The organism is Mycobacterium sp. Root265, from assembly GCF_001428895.1.
Taxonomy (GTDB): domain Bacteria; phylum Actinomycetota; class Actinomycetes; order Mycobacteriales; family Mycobacteriaceae; genus Mycobacterium.
Genome location: NZ_LMJA01000031.1, coordinates 558570 through 574796 on the forward strand (window position 1 = coordinate 558570; position 16227 = coordinate 574796).

At 66.8% G+C, this 16227-nt stretch carries 15 protein-coding genes; 8 read left to right on the forward strand and 7 right to left on the reverse strand.

The window, feature by feature from the left end; all coding sequences use genetic code 11:
* Positions 1-36: 36 nt before the first annotated feature.
* Together ASE48_RS28520 and ASE48_RS28525 are read right to left on the reverse strand one after the other, a co-directional pair.
* On the reverse strand, positions 37-609 hold the full coding sequence (locus tag ASE48_RS28520) for an isomerase (protein WP_057170507.1): 573 nt from the start codon (positions 607-609) through the stop codon (positions 37-39).
* A gap of 29 nt (positions 610-638) precedes the next feature.
* Positions 639-1538, reverse strand: a complete 900-nt coding sequence (locus ASE48_RS28525) for an aminoglycoside phosphotransferase family protein (RefSeq protein ID WP_057170733.1) — start codon at positions 1536-1538, stop codon at positions 639-641.
* Positions 1539-1732: 194 nt separating this feature from the next.
* Here ASE48_RS28525 and ASE48_RS28530 point away from each other — a divergent pair, with 194 nt between their 5' ends.
* The 3 genes from ASE48_RS28530 to ASE48_RS28540 all read left to right on the forward strand — a co-directional run bounded on the left by ASE48_RS28530 (position 1733) and on the right by ASE48_RS28540 (position 4358).
* Complete coding sequence (locus ASE48_RS28530) at positions 1733-2839, forward strand: diguanylate cyclase domain-containing protein (protein WP_162264282.1); 1107 nt, start codon at positions 1733-1735, stop codon at positions 2837-2839.
* Between the two features lie 80 nt (positions 2840-2919).
* On the forward strand, positions 2920-3519 hold the full coding sequence (lysE, locus tag ASE48_RS28535) for an L-lysine exporter (RefSeq protein WP_057170509.1): 600 nt from the start codon (positions 2920-2922) through the stop codon (positions 3517-3519).
* 83 nt (positions 3520-3602) lie between these two features.
* The gene (locus ASE48_RS28540; RefSeq protein ID WP_162264283.1) at positions 3603-4358 is read left to right on the forward strand and encodes an alpha/beta hydrolase; all 756 of its coding nucleotides are present in this window, start codon (positions 3603-3605) and stop codon (positions 4356-4358) included.
* Here ASE48_RS28540 and ASE48_RS28545 read toward each other — a convergent pair.
* Positions 4340-5173 carry an LLM class F420-dependent oxidoreductase gene (locus ASE48_RS28545; protein WP_057170511.1) on the reverse strand — a complete coding sequence of 278 codons (834 nt, stop codon included), beginning with the start codon at positions 5171-5173 and terminating at the stop codon, positions 4340-4342. The two genes, ASE48_RS28540 and ASE48_RS28545, sit on opposite strands and share 19 nt — an antisense overlap.
* A gap of 58 nt (positions 5174-5231) precedes the next feature.
* Here ASE48_RS28545 and ASE48_RS28550 point away from each other — a divergent pair, with 58 nt between their 5' ends.
* Positions 5232-5597, forward strand: coding sequence for a MerR family transcriptional regulator (locus ASE48_RS28550; RefSeq protein ID WP_057170512.1), 366 nt, complete (start codon positions 5232-5234; stop codon positions 5595-5597).
* A 39-nt stretch (positions 5598-5636) separates the two neighbouring features.
* Here ASE48_RS28550 and ASE48_RS28555 read toward each other — a convergent pair whose 3' ends face one another.
* Positions 5637-6008 carry a VOC family protein gene (locus ASE48_RS28555; RefSeq protein WP_057170513.1) on the reverse strand — a complete coding sequence of 124 codons (372 nt, stop codon included), beginning with the start codon at positions 6006-6008 and terminating at the stop codon, positions 5637-5639.
* Positions 6009-6102: 94 nt separating this feature from the next.
* On the opposite strand from ASE48_RS28555, the gene ASE48_RS28560 reads away from it, so the two are divergent.
* Both ASE48_RS28560 and ASE48_RS28565 read left to right on the forward strand, forming a co-directional pair.
* Positions 6103-6954: an IclR family transcriptional regulator gene (locus ASE48_RS28560; protein ID WP_162264284.1), complete on the forward strand. Its 852-nt coding sequence runs from the start codon at positions 6103-6105 to the stop codon at positions 6952-6954.
* A 57-nt stretch (positions 6955-7011) separates the two neighbouring features.
* Positions 7012-9264, forward strand: coding sequence for a molybdopterin-dependent oxidoreductase (locus tag ASE48_RS28565; RefSeq protein WP_442928775.1), 2253 nt, complete (start codon positions 7012-7014; stop codon positions 9262-9264).
* On the opposite strand, the gene ASE48_RS28570 is transcribed toward ASE48_RS28565, so the two are convergent.
* Genes ASE48_RS28570 through ASE48_RS28580 form a run of 3 tightly spaced genes read right to left on the reverse strand, consistent with a single transcriptional unit; the run spans position 9248 to position 12902 of the window.
* Positions 9248-10366 carry a glycerate kinase gene (locus tag ASE48_RS28570; RefSeq protein ID WP_057170735.1) on the reverse strand — a complete coding sequence of 373 codons (1119 nt, stop codon included), beginning with the start codon at positions 10364-10366 and terminating at the stop codon, positions 9248-9250. The genes ASE48_RS28565 and ASE48_RS28570 overlap by 17 nt on opposite strands.
* 21 nt (positions 10367-10387) lie before the next feature.
* The gene (gene dctA / locus ASE48_RS28575) at positions 10388-11782 is read right to left on the reverse strand and encodes a C4-dicarboxylate transporter DctA (RefSeq protein ID WP_057170515.1); all 1395 of its coding nucleotides are present in this window, start codon (positions 11780-11782) and stop codon (positions 10388-10390) included.
* Positions 11783-11810: 28 nt separating this feature from the next.
* Positions 11811-12902, reverse strand: a complete 1092-nt coding sequence (locus ASE48_RS28580) for a tartrate dehydrogenase (RefSeq protein ID WP_057170516.1) — start codon at positions 12900-12902, stop codon at positions 11811-11813.
* A gap of 143 nt (positions 12903-13045) precedes the next feature.
* Between ASE48_RS28580 and ASE48_RS28585 the strand changes: the two genes are divergently transcribed.
* Together ASE48_RS28585 and glgX are read left to right on the forward strand one after the other, a co-directional pair.
* Positions 13046-13954 carry a LysR family transcriptional regulator gene (locus ASE48_RS28585; protein ID WP_057170517.1) on the forward strand — a complete coding sequence of 303 codons (909 nt, stop codon included), beginning with the start codon at positions 13046-13048 and terminating at the stop codon, positions 13952-13954.
* 106 nt (positions 13955-14060) lie between these two features.
* Positions 14061-16211: a glycogen debranching protein GlgX gene (gene glgX / locus ASE48_RS28590; RefSeq protein ID WP_057170518.1), complete on the forward strand. Its 2151-nt coding sequence runs from the start codon at positions 14061-14063 to the stop codon at positions 16209-16211.
* Positions 16212-16227: the final 16 nt, after the last annotated feature.

The window sequence follows — 16227 nt, forward strand, 5'->3', positions numbered from 1 at the left end:
GGACGCGGGGTAATCGTGAAAGCGGGCCGCGTCTGCTCAGCGCTTCCGGGTATGGGCGCGCCGGCGCACGAGCTTGCCGAACTCGACAGTGGATTTACGCACCGACTCGAACTCCAGCGAGACCAACAGGGTGTCCACCATGGCGAACGGCAGGGTGGTGGCGACCGCGCCGCGGCCGTACTCGATATGCCAGGAGCCAGGGTGGATCGTCAGGCCGCGGGCGTGGCCGCGCTCCAGGCAGGCGCCGTGGCCCGGCAGCAGGGGCGGCAGCGGTGCGGTGTCATCGGAGTCCAGGTCATAAGAGTCGATCTGGCCGGCGAGCAGGAACTTGTGGATGTCGACGTGCTTGTATCGACCCGAAAAGCCCTGTGTGCCAGTGGGTGAACCGAAGATGACGACGTACTCGCGCGGACTGAAGTACAGGAAGCGGACCTTGCCGAGCACCCCGCCGGCCTTGCTGCCGACCCATCGGCCCGGCAGCGGGTCGATCAGATCCGGGTACGCCCGCGAAAGCTGCCGCAGGGCTTCGGGAATGAGATCCGCGCTGCTCCTTCCGGCGACCTGTGCGGCGACGCCGGCCAGCGCGGCGGGATCGATCTTGTACTTCATCACCCGGACTGTAGGCGCAGATGACCGGGTCAGGAACGGATATCCGAGACGATGCGTTCCAGGGTGCGCCGACACCCCGCGCTCATCGCCGGGCTGCTCTGCACGTAGTACCAGACCACCCCCATCGCCTGTTCGAAAGCCCAGGCCCGCCCGCGCTCCCACTCGGCGTCGTCACTGCCCAGACGATCCCGCAGGACTCGACGCGGCGCAGCCTCGAAGAGGTGCCAGGCACTCACCAGGTCGAGGGCCGGGTCGGCCGCCCCCAGACCGCCGACGTCCAGCACACCGATCAGACGTTCCTCCGCAAACAGCAGATTGGGCGGGATGAGGTCGCAATGGCTCATCACATCGGGAGTGTCGCCGCGCGGCAGATCACGCATCTCCGCCCAGACCGCGCGCAGCGTGGCGACATCGAGCAGCCCCTCACTGTGGGCCAGGCATTCCTGCATCCACTCGTCGTGGGACAGCAGATCGCCGCCGCGCCCGTCCCCGTCATAGGTCCGCCCGCGAGCATCCAGGGTTCGGACGGCGTCGATGAAATCGCCGAGGTCCTCGGCGAACCTCGCCGAATCCCGGTGACTGTCCGCGGTGGCCGGCACACCCGGTACCCAGGTGTTGACCAACCAGGGCAACGGATAGCCGGCTCCGGGGACACCGAGCGCGACGGGCCGCGGCGTGGCGAACCGGGTGCGGCCGGCCAGTTCTTCGGCCGCAGACACCTCGGCGTTCAGGTGCCCGCGCACCGCTTCGGCACCATCGTCGGCCAGCAGCGGGAAGCGCGCGACGAAGTCGTCGCCGATCCGGAAGATGGCATTGACGGTGCCGGGACTCGGTACCGGCCGGACCGGCAGATGCTGCCACTGCGGGAACTGCTCGGCGACGAGACGCCGCACCGTGGCCGGCGGCACCGACAGCTGGCCCGGGTGCATGTCCACGGTCGCAGCGTCGCATGCCCGACGGGGCGCCGGCGAGCGATTTTCGACGAGTGCGGTCCGCCGGCCCGGACTCCCAGACATCGTTTTGATGTCCGGACATTCCAGTGCTCGACTAGGCTGCGGACGGTGGGGATGAGCACGGAGGGGGCGGTCGGCGTTTCTGTGCCTGTTCCATGTCGGCCGTCCTCATGACGGCCCCCAGCTGGCAAGACCCCCGCCACCCCGATCACTACCACTGGATGACCTCGCGCCTCGACGCCCGCGGCGCCCGTGTCGCGACGTCCCGATTCATCGCCGCGTGGATGATGATCGGCGGCCTGGCCCCGGCTCTCATCCTGTTCGGCTCCACCAACTCCTCACAGTGGCCGCTGCGCGCAGCCGGTGCCGCGATCACCGTCGTCAGCATCCTGCTCGGCCTGTTCTGGTTGCGCGGCGTCTGGCCGACCAAACGCCAGTCGACGGCCTGCGTGATCGTCGGGACGGCGCTGGGGGTCGCCACGTGTCTGCTGATGCCGCACCCACTGCTCGGGCTGATGGGCGCTGCGGTGTTCTCCGCCGTCGCGACGTACGCCACGGTGTTCCATACCGGGCAGTTCGTCGCCTACGTACTGGCCGCCGCGGGAACCGTCATCGGCGTCACCGGGTACTGGCTCGGGCGCACCGACCCGGCGGTGGCGCTCGGCCTGAGCCTCACCATCGCCCTGAGCATCGTGTTCATGACCTTCGTGGTGCGCGCCCTCATCGGCCTCATCGACGCGGACATGTTCACCGGCGCCATCGAACCCATCACCGGGCTGCTCAGCCGGGAAGGCTTCGACGACGGCGTGGCCATCACCATCGCGGCGCGCGGCCGCACCGATGACCGCTATCTGGTGATCGTCGCGATCGAGCTGGACAGTTTCGGCGCCGTCACCGAGATGGCCGGCGACGGCAGGGCCCGGCAACTGCGGGTGCTGATCGCGCAGATGCTGCGGGAGACGGCGCGCCGCGACACCGTGCTGGCCCATACCGCCGATGCCGAATTCGTGCTGGCCGACGTCTTCAACACCCGCGCCCCCGATCCGTTGTGCGAACGGATCAATGCCGGCGTGCCCGCCACCGCCCGCGAGCTCACGGCCAGTGTGGGGGCCGTGGTCACGCCGCTGGGACCGCTGTCCGCGATGGCGCCCACCGACGTCACCGCCGCGCTGCTGAAGATCGCCGGCGAGGCCGTGCAGACGGCTCGGAAGAACGGCGGGAACCAGCACCGCATCGTCTACCTACAGGAACTGCCCGAGACCGCGACGCCGGAATGAAAGGCTCACATTAATGCCGCTAATGCTGGGTAAGAATCCTTAGCTGTACTTGATCTGGTCGGCGACCTACCGTCAATCGCATGGCTTCACCTGTCTTCATCGGTTTCCTCACCACCATGGCGTTGATCGCCGCGATCGGCGCGCAGAACGCGTTCGTGCTCCGTCAGGGCATCCGCGGCGAGCATGTGGTGCCGGTGATCGCGCTGTGCACAGTGTCAGACCTGATCCTGATCGCCGCCGGGATCGCCGGCGTGGGCGCATTGATCACCGCGCATCCGACCGCGATGACGATCGCCAAGATCGGTGGGGCCACCTTCCTGCTCGGCTACGGGGCGCTGGCCGCCCGCCGCGCGCTCCGGCCGGGTGTGTTGGACCCATCGGACGAGACCCCGGCCCGGTTGGTGGAGGTGCTGCTCACCGCGGCAGCGCTGACCTGGCTGAACCCGCATGTCTACCTCGACACGGTCGTGCTGCTCGGGTCACTGGCCAACGAACATCAGGAGCAGCGTTGGCTTTTCGGTGCCGGAGCGGTCGCAGCCAGCGCGCTGTGGTTCACCGGTCTGGGTCTCGGTGCGCGCAAACTGGCCGGGCTGTTCGCGAATCCGTCCACCTGGCGTGTCCTGGACGGGATCATCGCGGTGGTGATGGTGGCACTCGGTGTGTGGATGGCGGTCTCTTGACCGCTGGACCTCGGCTACCGGATGCTGACCGCCTACCTCTGAGGTAATTGAACCGCGACGCGGCCCGCATGATCATGGGGACCATGACCAAGCCACCAGTTCTACTGCTGCACGGCGTGTTCGGAAGTCCCGGCCTGCTCGAACCATGGGCGCGTTTCCTGGGCGAGGCGGGCTACCACTGCCATGTACCCGCCTTCCCCGGCCGCGATCCTTCCGATGACCGCATCCTGGCTAAAACCGGTGTCGCAGAATGCGTGGACGTCGCCCTGCGCGCCTACGACGCGATCGGGGAGCCGGCCGTCGTGATCGGGCACAGCTTCGGTGGTTTCGTAGCGCAGAAGGTGGCCGCGGCCCGCGACTGTGTCGCCCTGATCATGCTCGCGTCGGTCCCGTCCGGTGTGCTGTGGCCGCAACTGCGCTCGATTCCCCACCTGTTCCCGGTGCTTCCGGCGATCCTGGCGGGGCGACCGTTCCGGCCCTCGACCGCCACCATGCATGCCGTCCCGCTCAACACCTTGCCGGTGGCGGAGCGAGACATGGTGATTCCCAGACTGGTTCGCGACTCCGGGCGGGTGTTCCGGACCATGTCGCTCGGATTGCCCATCATGCATGTCGACCCGGCGGACGTGACGTGTCCCGTGCTGTGCGCCAGTGCCGGCGCCGACCGAAACGTCGCCCCCTGGATGTCCCGCCGCCTCGCGGCGCGCTACCGCGCCGAGCACCACGTGTATCCCGGCCTGCCGCACTGGATCATCGCCGAATCGGCACTTCCGCAGGTCGGACCGCCGACGGTGGCGTGGCTGGAGCGGGTGGTGCGGACTCAGAGCAACGAGGCGTGACTGTCCAGGAGGCGCAGCGCCGCACCGTGGTCGGGCGTCGGCATCGCCGCGAGCAGTGTCCGTGAGACACCTGCTTCGGCATACTGGTCGAGTTGCGCTGCCGACGGGTCGTTGGTGAGTGCGACGACGGTGACCGGGGACCGACCGTTGTGGGCGGCAAGGTCCTGCAGTTCGCGGATGGCTCCGGCGAGCCGGATGGCCGGCACGTCTGGTGGTGCCAGCCACCCATCGGCTTCTGCGACCACCCGGGTAAAGGTGCTCGGTCCCCAACCCCCGAGCAGCAGCGGTGGCCGCGGGAGCTGAACCGGCTTCGGCCAGGACAGAATCCTGTCGAAATCGACGTGTTCGCCGTGAAACTCGGCTTCGTCGTTGTTCCAGATCTGCTGTGCCGCCCGTAGCCGTTCGGAGACCAGCCGTACCCGAATTCGCGGGTCGGTGCCGTGGTTGCGCATCTCCTCCCGCAGCCACCCCGCTCCGACGCCCAGTTCCACCCGGCCCGCGGACAGTACGTCCAGGCTGGCCACTTCCTTGGCGAACAGGATCGGATCACGTTGTGCCAGAAGGGTGACGGCCGTACCGAGTCGCAGCGACGAAGTGACCGCCGCGGCGGCAGCCAGCAGCACGAACGGATCGAAGTTTCGTGCATACTCCGCAGGCAGCGGGTCACCCGTCGGCGTCGGCGTCTCGAACTCGACCGGTATGTGCGTGTGTTCGGGCACGAACATCGACTCGAAACCGCGCTGTTCGATCTCGCGGGCCAGCGTCGTGGGAGCCAGACTGTCAGCATTGGCCGCGGTGAAGATTCCGATATCCATGGCACTATGGTCAACGTTGCCATCAGTGTGAGGGTCAAGAGCCTGTGGAGGATTCGACGTGCTGATCGGGGGACTCGCCGCGCTCACCGGCGCCAGCCGGCGCTCGTTGCGTCACTACGAGGATGAAGGCCTTCTGATATCGGCGCGCGCCGCGAACGGCTACCGCACCTACGATGCTGCCGCCGTCGCGACCGTGCACAAGATCAAGGCACTGCTGGGCGCCGGAATGACGCTGGACCTCGTCCGGCAGGTGCTGCCCTGCACCGTGGACGCCACCCCCCGGGTGGAGCCATGTGCCCGGCTACTGACGGCGCTGCGCGGAGAAATGGCGCGCCTGGACGAGAGCGCCGCCGCTATTCAGTTGAGCCGCAACCAGATCGCCGCAATCGTGGAACGCAGCACCACCTCGGCTCCGAGCCGGTGAGAAGCCGAGTGTCGGTGGCCGTGCGCGTCTGAGCCCAGGTCACGCCGGTGCCGGGAACATCACCGTGATACAGAACGGGTGACCCGCCGGGTCGATCAGGACGCGCCAGTTGTCCCGATCGGGTTGGACGTCGGCCTTGGTGGCGCCCAACGCGATGATCCGGGCCTCCTCGGCGTCCAGGTCGTCGACCGCGAGATCGAGGTGCAGTTGCTTCGGCGTCCGCCCGCCCGGCCAGGTCGGGGGCAGGTGATTCTCGATCCGTTCGAAGGTCAACAGGATGCCCGGTGCGCGTAACACCGCCAGATCCGGTGTCGACCGCACCACCTCAGCTCCCAGGACATCGCGGTAGAAGTCACCAAGTGCCGCTGGGTCCGGGCAGTCCACCGCGATCGCACCCAACCGAATTCCCATATCGCTTCCAACGGGGCTTTTCGCAGAGATGTTCCGGGGTTCGCGAATAGGATCGGGCCAAATGGCCCGCAGATCACCGCAAACCGAGCGTCTCGTGGAAATGGTCGAGTACCTGGCGGCGGATCCACATCGCGAGTACCAGCTCACCGAGTTGGCGCGCCTGGTCAACCTGGACGCCGCCACCTGTCATCCGATGCTCACCGAGCTCACCCGGGTGGGCTGGCTGGTCAAGGACCGCGTACGCAAGACCTACCGGCTGGGGCCGCGCCTCATTGCCGTCGGCGCGGCGGCGCAGGCGTCCCTGCCGATCGCGACCTACGCCCGACCCGAGATGCTCCGGTTGAGCGCGGACACCGGTGTGCCGGCCTGCCTGTTCATCCCGTCCTCGGACGACCTGGTGATTGCCGACCTGACGTACCCGGACGGCACCGACACCGGGCATCTCCCGTTGCAGGCCGGCGATCACATCGAATTCGGCCCGCCCCTCGGGGCGGTCCTGGCGGCGTGGGCGAGCCAGTTCACCGTCGACACCTGGCTGCGCCGCGTCGCACCCGGCCCCGACGACCCCGTGCGCACGTGGCGGATCCTGCAGATGATCCGGGATCGCCGATTCTCGGTCGAACTGTCACCGGCACCGCAAGCCCAGATGCAGGAGATGACGGATTTCGCGATCGGAGAGGTGCACGGTTCCCGCCGGGCCGAACGCATGATCGGTGGGCAGCGACCGGTCATGACACCGGACCTGATGCTCGGGGACATCGACGAGGCCGCGGTGTATGTGCCGCTGTCGGTCAGTGCGGCCTGCTTCGACCCCGGCGGCGCACCCGTGGCCGCCCTGTCGGTGCTGACGATGGCCGATCCCAAGACCGGCCGGGAGCTGCTGACCCTCGGGGAGAACGTCAGCGCCGCGGCGGACACCATCACCGCGCGCCTGCGCGACCACTGACACCTGCGCGTTTTGCACTATGCAAATGCTTGCCCGTGGCGTCTCGGCCGACTTACGGTGACCGGCACCACGGTGATCGAGGAGGCCTGCGTGAGCACCGAGCAGAAGGTGACCTACTGCCGCATCTGTGAGCCGCTGTGCGGGCTGATCGCCACCGTCGAGGACGGTCGCCTCCAGTCGCTGCGCCCCGATAAGGACCATCCGCTGTCCCAGGGCCGGGCGTGCCCCAAGGGCATCGCGTTCACCGATGTGCAGAACGACCCCGACCGGGTGCTCCACCCGTTGCGCCGCGAACCCGACGGCAGTTTCGCCGAGGTCAGCTGGGACACCGCGCTCAGCGATATCGCGCGCAGGCTGCAGGGGGTGCTCGACACCCACGGCGGTGACTCGGTCGGTGAATACCTCGGAAACCCGTCGGCGTTCGGGTACGCCGCGAGTCTGTGGTCGGGCCTGTTCATGAAACGGATCGGGTCCGGGCACATGTACTCGGCCGGGTCCCAGGACATCAACAGCCGCTACGTGGCCAGCAAGCTGCTGTACGGGGCGGCAACCCAGATACCGTTCCCCGACCTGCCGCGCACCGACTTCCTGTTCATGCTCGGCGCCAATCCCCTGGTGTCGCATGGCAGTGCGTTGCGGGCGCCCCGGGTCAAGGACGATCTGTCGGCGATCGTCAAACGCGGCGGCCGCATCATCGTGGTCGATCCGCGTCGCACCGAAACCGCGGCGGCCTACGAACATGTGGCGGTGCGCCCGGATTCCGACTCCTGGCTCATGCTCTCGCTGCTGCATGTCGTGTTCGCCGACGGCCTGGAGAACCGCCCAGCCATCGCGACGCAGTCGACCGGTGTCGAGACCCTGCGCGCGTTGTGCGCGGACTTCCCGCCGGAGGGCACCGCCATCCGCACCGGAGTGCCCGCCGAGACCGTGCGCGCGCTGGCGCACGACTTCACCACTGCCCGAACGGCTGTCGCCTACGGACGCACCGGCGCCTGCCTCGGGCATCACGGCACCCTGGTCAGTTTCCTGATCGACGCGCTCAACCTGGTGACCGGTAATCTGGACCGGCCCGGCGGGGCGCTGATGTCGCATCAGGTGATCCCGGTCGAGGACATGGGCGAACGGTCGGGTGCCTTCGGATACAACAGCAAGCGTTCCCGGATCGGCGATTTCCCCGACGTATTCGGTTCCTTCCCTGCCGCCCTGATCGCCGATGAGATCACCACGCCAGGCGTGGGTCAGCTGCGCGCGCTGTTCGTGTTCGCCGGCAACCCGGTGCTGTCCGTACCCAACAGCGCCGCCCTGGACGCCGCGCTGCCACAGCTGGACCTGATGGTGTCGCTCGACCTCTACGTCAACGAGACCAACCGGCACGCCGACTACATCCTGCCGGGCACCACGTTCCTGGAACGCGACGATATGCCGATGGCCTACGCCGCCTGTTGCCCGACGGTGTTCCTGCAGGCCGCCGAGCCGGTGCTGGAACCGTACGGCCAGGCCCGGCCGGAGTGGGAAGTGTTCGAGGAGCTGGCCGCCCGGATGGACGTATCTCTGCTGGCCACCGGCCCGCTGGCCCCACTCAACCCGGTGCTGCGATGGCTGGAGCGCCGCGGCCTGCGACTCACCCCGCAGAAGATGATGAACGCGCTGCTGCGTATCGGTCCATACGGGGATCGGTTCGGGCTGCGCCGGGGTGGGCTGAATCCGCAGAAACTCAGGGACAATCCGCATGGCATCGTGCTGGCCGAACATGCGCCGCACGGCGTGCTCTCCGACGTGGTGGCTCACAAGGGCGGCAAGGTGTGCCTGAACCCCGCCGAGATCATCAGCGAGATCGCGCGACTGGGTACCGCGCCCAGCACGAGTCCGCAATTTCCGTTGTCGGCCATCGGCATTCGCGAGCTCAGGTCGCAGAACAGCTGGATGCACAACAGCCCGACCCTGATGAAGGGCAAACGCCGGCAGCGGGCCCGCATCAACATCGACGATGCCGAAGCCGCCGGCATCGCCGACGGTGACACCGCGCGGGTGGTCTCCGCGACCGGCGCGATCGAACTGGAAATGACGATCACCGACGAGGTCGGCCCCGGCACCATCGCGATCCCGCAGGGGTGGGGTCACCGCGGCGGAGGCTGGCGGCTGGCCAACTCCAATCCCGGCGTCAACGTGAACGAACTGACCTCGAGCCGGCCCGAGGATCTCGAGGCACTCGCCGGTATGTCCGTGCTCAACGGGGTGGCGGTACGACTGGAAGCGGTTGTCGCGCCGACCACGCGCGATGCAGCCTCTGTGCTCACCGAGTCGCGCTGACCTTCTCGAGCACGGCGACCGTCGCGATCTCGGCCGCAATCAATGTCAGCGCGCGGCGGGTCTCGTGCGGGTCGGTAGCGGTATCGCCTCGGGAGTACCGGGACACCGCGAACACATCGGCAAACGTGGACCCACCGCCGCCGTCGAGGTCGTCCTTTCCGACCACCGCGACAACGGGTTTCGGAGACGCGCGCCGCGCGACGACGGCGGGCAGCTTCCCCGACAGGGTCTGAGTGTCCAGCCGGCCTTCGCCGGTGATCACCAGATCCGCCTGTGCGCAGTGTCGGTCAAAGCCGAGCAGATCGAGGAAGAACCCCGCCCCGGAGACGATACGGGCACCCAGCAATGCCGCTGCGAAACCGCAGCCGCCGGCGGCACCTGCCCCCGACAGTTCGGCGACCGAAGCAGCATCGACCCATCCTGAACGCGCCAGCGCGACGATGAAGTTGTCGTACCCGTTCTCCAGGGTCTCGATATCGGCTGCGGTAGCGCCCTTCTGAGGTCCGTACACCGCTGCGGCTCCAGCAGGACCGCGCAGCGGATTGGTGACATCGCAGGCGATGATCAACTCCGCGCCCAGGCTGCCCGTGAATTCGATCCGGTGGATGACGCCGAGACTCCGAGCGATAGGTGGTAGTTCGGCACCCAGATGATCGAAGTATCGGAACCCCAGCGCCGCCAGCATCCCGATACCGGCGTCACTGCTCGCACTGCCACCGAGAGCCAGCACGATGCGCTGAGCGCCCGCGTCGGCAGCATGTCGAATTGCCTGTCCGAAACCGTAACTCGAGGCGTCCAGTGCAGCCGACGCCATTCCCGGCAAGGTTCCCAGCCCGCAGGTGTTGGCGATCTCGACCACCGCGGTGTCACCGCGGATGGCGATGGCGGCGGTATGGTCCAGACCGGTCGCGCCCTGAACGCTGACCTGGTCCGCGGTGTAACCGGCGGCCAGGGCGGCGGCGACGCTACCGTCGCCGCCGTCCGCCAGGGGCAGGGTGCGTACGTCCAGGCCTGCTGCCGAGAGTTCCTGTGCGAGGGTGTCCGCCACCTCGGATGCGGACAGGCTGCCCTTGAACTTGTCCGGCGCAATCAGAACGGTCACCACTGCCCCACTCCTTTTTCTTCAGTGCCCGGCGACCGTGCCGGTGAGCACCGGCTGGCCATTGGCGGTGGGAGACGCGGTCTCAACTGTCGGCTCACTAGCCCCGGCCTGCAACGACGGAACCTCTTTGCCCGCGAATACCTTTCGGACCCGGTCGATATCGACCTCGCCGTTCCATTTCGCCACGAACAGCGTGGCCACCGCGTTACCGATGAAGTTCACCAGTGCGCGGCACTCCGACATGAACTTGTCGATACCGAACACCAGCATGATGCCGATCGCCGGAATGGTGCCCAGGGTGCTGAGCGTGGCGGTCAGCGCGATGAAGCCACCGCCGGCCACCCCCGCGGCGCCCTTGGAGGTCAACAACATCACCGCGAGCAGACCCACCTGCTGTCCGATCGACAGCTCGGTGTTGGTGGCCTGGGCGATGTACAGCGCCGCCAGCGAGAGGTAGATCGCTGCCCCGTCGAGGTTGAAGCTATACCCGGTAGGCACCACGAGCCCGACGGTGGGCTTGCTGACGCCTGCATGTTCGAGTTTGCGCATGAGCGCCGGCAGCGCCGGTTCGGCCGTCGACGTCCCAAGGATCAGCAACAGCTCTTCCTTGAGGTAGCGCAGCATGTGGAAGATGTTGAGCCGCAGGTAGGCCATGACCGAACCGAGCACGACGAACACGAAGAGCGCCGAGGTCACGTAGAACAGTAGGATCAGGCTGCCGAGGCTGGTCAGGGTGGACACCCCGTACTTGCCGATCGCGTAGGCCATCGCCCCGAACGCACCGAGCGGCGCCAGCTTCATGACGTAGCCCAGAACCTTGAACACGATCGCGGTCAGCCGGTTGACCGCGTCGAGCACAGGCCCGCCGATCTGGCCGACCGCGTTGAGTGCGACGCCGAAGATCACCGCCAGGAAGATGACCTGCAGGATGTCACCTTCGACGAAGGGGCCGAAGACACTGTCGGGCACCAGGTGGGTGATGAACTCCCACCACTGTTTCTCTTCGCCCGCGGTGATCAGCTTCTGCGCCGAATCGCTGGCTTCGATGGAGTCGGGATTGGCGTTCACACCGTCGCCCAGGCGGAACAGGTTGATGGCGACCAGTCCGGTGATCATCGCCAGGATGGTGCCGATCTGAAAGTAGGTCAACGCCTTGATCCCAGTCATACCAACCTTTTTCAAGTCGGCGACGCTGGCGATGCCGCCGACGATCGTCAGGAAGACGATCGGGCAGATCAGCATCTTCATGGCGGTGATGAAGGTCGTACCGATCGGCTCCATGGCCTCACCGGTGGATGGCGACAGCCACCCCACAAGGACGCCGAGGACGATGGCGATCAGCACCCAGAAATACAACTGCTTGTACCACCGCTTCTTCTGCGGGGCCGGCGCATCCGCCGGGTCGATATCGATCATGTTGTCAGCCTTCGGATTCAGAGGAGTATCAGGCCGGCGTGAGGGCCGGGGTCAGAGCGTCGACGATGGCGTCGGTCATGGCATCCGTGCCTGCGGATCCCCCGATGTCGCGGGTGCGGACGCCGCTGCCGGTGGCGGTTTCGATGGCGGCTTCGACGCGGCGGGCCTGCTCATGAAGGCCGAAGTGGTCGAGCATCAGCGCAGCGCTGGCGATCGCGCCGATCGGATTGCTGACACCTGCACCCGCGATATCGGGCGCGGAGCCGTGCACGGGTTCGAACATGCTGGGGAAGCGGCGTTCCGGGTTGAGGTTCGCACTCGCGGCGACGCCGAGGCTGCCGGCCAGCGCCGAACCCAGGTCGGACAGGATGTCGGCGTTGAGGTTGGAGGCCACGACGACCGACAGATCTTCCGGGTGCAGGATGAACTTGGCGCTCATCGCGTCCACCAATACGGATTCGGTCGTCACGTCCGGGTAGTCGAGGGCGACGCGGTTGAAGACCTCGTCCCACAGCACCATGCCGTACTGCTGGGCGTTGGACTTGGTGACGCTGGAGACCTTCTTGACCCGGCGAGTGCGGGCCAGGTCGAACGCGAACCGCATGATGCGTTCGCAGCCCTTCTCGGTGAACAGCGCGGTCTGCAGCGCCACCTCATTGCCCGGCCCACGGCCGCTGAGGTTGCGTCCGCCCAGACCCGCGTACTCGCCCTCGCTGTTCTCTCGGACGACGATCCAGTCGAGGTCGGTGTCGTCGGCCTTGCGCAGCGGAGAAACGACTCCGGGCAGGAACTTCACCGGGCGGATATTCGCCCACTGATCGAAGTTCTGGGTGATGTTCAGCCGCAGGCCCCACAGGCTGATGTGATCGGGAACGTTCTGCCAACCGACCGCGCCGAAGTAGATCGCGTCGAATGCCTGCAGGATGTCCAGTCCGTCGTCGGCCATCATCGTGCCGGTCTGCTCGTAGTATTCGCAGCCCCACGGAAACTCGGTCCAGTCGAAAGCGAACTCGCCGCCGGACTGGGCGGCCAGGGTGTCGAGCACCCGGCGCCCTGCGGCGACGACCTCTTTACCCACCCCGTCGGCGGGGATGGCGGCGATCTTGAATGTCTGTGTCATCGATACTCCTCGGGCGTTCTTTGTTGTGTGGGTCACAACGGCTTCTGGAGTCCATTAGGCGGGTCGCCGGCAATCGCGGTCCAAGACGAAGATGCGATTCGGCATATAGGATTTACCTATCAATCGAGATCCCAGGGGTGGGCATGGATGTCCGGCAGCTCAGGTTCTTCCTGGCGGTGGTCGACCACGGCGGTTTCAGCAAGGCCGCCGAGCAGCTGATGATCGCCCAGCCGTCCCTGTCCCAGGCCATCGCGGCATTCGAGAAGGAACTCGGCATCCCGCTGTTCCATCGCGTGGGGCGCGGCGTGGTCCTCAGCGAAGCAGGCCATGTGCTCGTCGGATCCGCCCGTACGGTGCTGCGCGACGTCGACGAGGCGACGGCGGCGGTGCGGGCGCTCAAGGGTTTGCGCGGTGGCCGGGTGGACCTCATCACCATGCCGTCGCCGGGCATGGAGCCGCTGACCACCATCCTGACGGCGTTCGCCTCGTCCTATCCCGAGGTGACGCTCAATGCCGAGGCGGGCTTCACCCCCGAGGAGATCCTCGACAGCGTCCGCAGCGGCGCGTGCGAGATCGGGATCCTGGGATCACCCGCACCCATCCGGGCCCCGGACCTCACCGTCGTGCCGCTGGAAGCCCAGGCGTTGGTGCTGATCTCCGGCCCCGACGACCATGTGACGGCGGAGCCCACCGTCCGTCGCGACGAACTCGACGGGTGCCGGCTCATCGTCTCTCAGCGCGGATCCCTGATGCGCGCGCTGGTCGACGAAGTCATCGCCGACGGCACGCAGATCATGATCGTCGCCGAGATCGCCCATCGGACCTCCATCCTGCCGATGGTGCTCAACGGGCTCGGCCGCGCGGTGATGCCGTCGGCGTGGACCGAATCTGCCCGCCGCGCCGGTGCCCATGTGCAACGCATCGTGCCCGAGTCCTATCTGCACGTCGCGGCGGTCAGCCGCACCCGGCATCTCACCGCGCCGGCCGCCGCGCTGATGGATGAGGCGCGCCGCTACGGCACCGGAGTGCGCCGGCGGCCCGGCAGGACGTGACCGACCTCGCAGCATACGATCGGCTCCGGCGGGGTACCCATACAACCCGCTGCTCAACGCCGAGCCGCGCTTTTCAGAAGTACGCCGTTGAGCAGTGAGGACGTCCATGCCGGTATCCCCCACACCGTCGAACACCCAGGTAGTCGAGCAGGAGGTCTGGCCCGGCAAGGCCTACCCCCTCGGGGCGACCTACGACGGTTCCGGTACCAATTTCGCGCTCTTCAGTGAGGTCGCCGAACGGGTGGACCTGTGCCTCTTCGACGAGGACGGCACCGAGACCCGGTACCGGTTGCCCGAGGTGGACGCATTCGTCTGGCACGGCTTCCTGCCGACCGTGGAGCCGGGTCAGCGGTACGGGTACCGGGTGCACGGACCTCATGACCCCGCCGCCGGTGATCGGTGCAATCCGAACAAGCTGCTGCTCGACCCGTACGCCAAGGCCATCGACGGGACCTTCCAATGGGACCAGTCGCTGTTCGGTTACGACTTCGGGGAACCCGACAGCCGCAACGATGACGACTCCGCGGCCAGCATGCCGAAGTCGGTGGTGATCAACCCGTTCTTCGACTGGGGCATCGACCGCCCGCCGCAGCGTGAATACGCCGACAGCTTCATCTACGAGGCGCACGTCAAGGGGCTGACGGAGACCCACCCGGACATCCCCGACGCCATCCGCGGGACGTACGCCGCGATCGGTCACCCGGCGATCATCGATCACCTCAAGACGCTCGGGGTCACCGCCATCGAGCTGATGCCGGTGCACCATTTCGCCAACGACTCCACCCTGATCGACAAGGGCCTGTCCAACTACTGGGGTTACAACACCATCGGTTTCTTCGCCCCCGACTCCAAGTACTCCAGCAGCGGGACCCCCGGCGGTCAGGTGCAGGAGTTCAAGGCCATGGTGCGCACCCTGCACGAAGCCGGCATCGAGGTGATCCTGGATGTGGTCTACAACCACACCGCCGAGGGCAACCACCTCGGTCCCACGGTGTCGATGCGCGGAATCGACAATGCCGCGTATTACCGGCTCGTCGAGGACGACAAGCGTTACTACATGGATTACACGGGAACCGGCAACAGCCTCAACGTCGGGCACCCGCATTCGCTGCAGCTGATCATGGACTCGTTGCGGTACTGGGTCACCGAGATGCACGTCGACGGTTTCCGTTTCGACCTGGCGTCGACGCTGGCCCGCGAGTTCTACGATGTCGACAAGTTGTCGACATTCTTCGAACTGGTGCAACAGGATCCGACGGTCAGCCAGGTGAAGCTCATCGCCGAGCCGTGGGATGTCGGGCCCGGCGGCTATCAGGTGGGTAACTTCCCGCCGCAGTGGACCGAATGGAACGGCAAGTACCGCGACACCGTGCGCGATTTCTGGCGCGGTGAGGCGGCAAGCCTCGGCGAGTTCGCGTCCCGGCTGACGGGTTCGGCGGATCTCTATGAGCAGAGCGCACGCCGCCCGGTCGCCTCGATCAACTTCGTCATCGCCCACGACGGTTTCACGTTGCGAGACCTGGTGTCTTACAACGAGAAACACAATGAGGCCAACGGTGAGGACAACAACGACGGCGAGAGCCACAACAGGTCGTGGAACTGCGGGGTGGAGGGTCCGACCGATGATCCGGAGATCACCGCCCTGCGGGCTCAGCAGGAGCGCAACTTCCTGACCACACTGCTGCTGTCCCAGGGTGTGCCGATGATCTGCCACGGCGACGAGCTCGGGCGTACCCAGGGCGGCAACAACAATGGCTACTGCCAGGACAACGAGATCACCTGGGTGGATTGGGAGAACGCCGATCAGGAACTGGTGGACTTCGCCGCCCGGGTCTCGGCGTTGCGCGCCGAACATCCGGTGTTTCGCAGGCGCCGGTTCTTCAACGGCCGGCCGGTGCGACAGCGCGGCTCTGCCGGCGTACCCGACATCTCCTGGTTCCGGCCCGATGGGACGGAGATGAACGACGAGGACTGGGACACCGGATTCGGCAAATCGATCGCCGTCTACCTCAACGGCAACGGCATCCCCGACCTGGACGCGCGTGGCCAGCGGGTGACCGACGACTCGTTCGTGGTGTGCTTCAACGGTCACCACGAGCCCCTCGAGTTCACCCTGCCCTCCAAGGAGTTCGGGCCGGCGTGGCACACGGTCATCGACACCGCGATTCCGGTCGGCACCAGCGATGAGGTCATCCCCGCGGGTGAATCACGCAAGGTCGCCGCGCGCTCGGTCACGGTGTTCCAACAGGCGGAGTGACCGGCTGGTTCTATGC

Bases quoted from the DNA above. Each gene is read 5' to 3' on its own strand.
- ASE48_RS28520 (WP_057170507.1), bottom strand. From the start codon at position 609: ATGAAGTACAAGATCGATCCCGCCGCGCTGGCCGGCGTCGCCGCACAG.
- ASE48_RS28525 (WP_057170733.1), bottom strand. From the start codon at position 1,538: ATGCACCCGGGCCAGCTGTCGGTGCCGCCGGCCACGGTGCGGCGTCTC.
- ASE48_RS28530 (WP_162264282.1), top strand. From the start codon at position 1,733: ATGACGGCCCCCAGCTGGCAAGACCCCCGCCACCCCGATCACTACCAC.
- lysE (WP_057170509.1), top strand. From the start codon at position 2,920: ATGGCTTCACCTGTCTTCATCGGTTTCCTCACCACCATGGCGTTGATC.
- ASE48_RS28540 (WP_162264283.1), top strand. From the start codon at position 3,603: ATGACCAAGCCACCAGTTCTACTGCTGCACGGCGTGTTCGGAAGTCCC.
- ASE48_RS28545 (WP_057170511.1), bottom strand. From the start codon at position 5,173: ATGGATATCGGAATCTTCACCGCGGCCAATGCTGACAGTCTGGCTCCC.
- ASE48_RS28555 (WP_057170513.1), bottom strand. From the start codon at position 6,008: ATGGGAATTCGGTTGGGTGCGATCGCGGTGGACTGCCCGGACCCAGCG.
- dctA (WP_057170515.1), bottom strand. From the start codon at position 11,782: ATGATCGATATCGACCCGGCGGATGCGCCGGCCCCGCAGAAGAAGCGG.
- ASE48_RS28580 (WP_057170516.1), bottom strand. From the start codon at position 12,902: ATGACACAGACATTCAAGATCGCCGCCATCCCCGCCGACGGGGTGGGT.
- ASE48_RS28585 (WP_057170517.1), top strand. From the start codon at position 13,046: ATGGATGTCCGGCAGCTCAGGTTCTTCCTGGCGGTGGTCGACCACGGC.
- glgX (WP_057170518.1), top strand. From the start codon at position 14,061: ATGCCGGTATCCCCCACACCGTCGAACACCCAGGTAGTCGAGCAGGAG.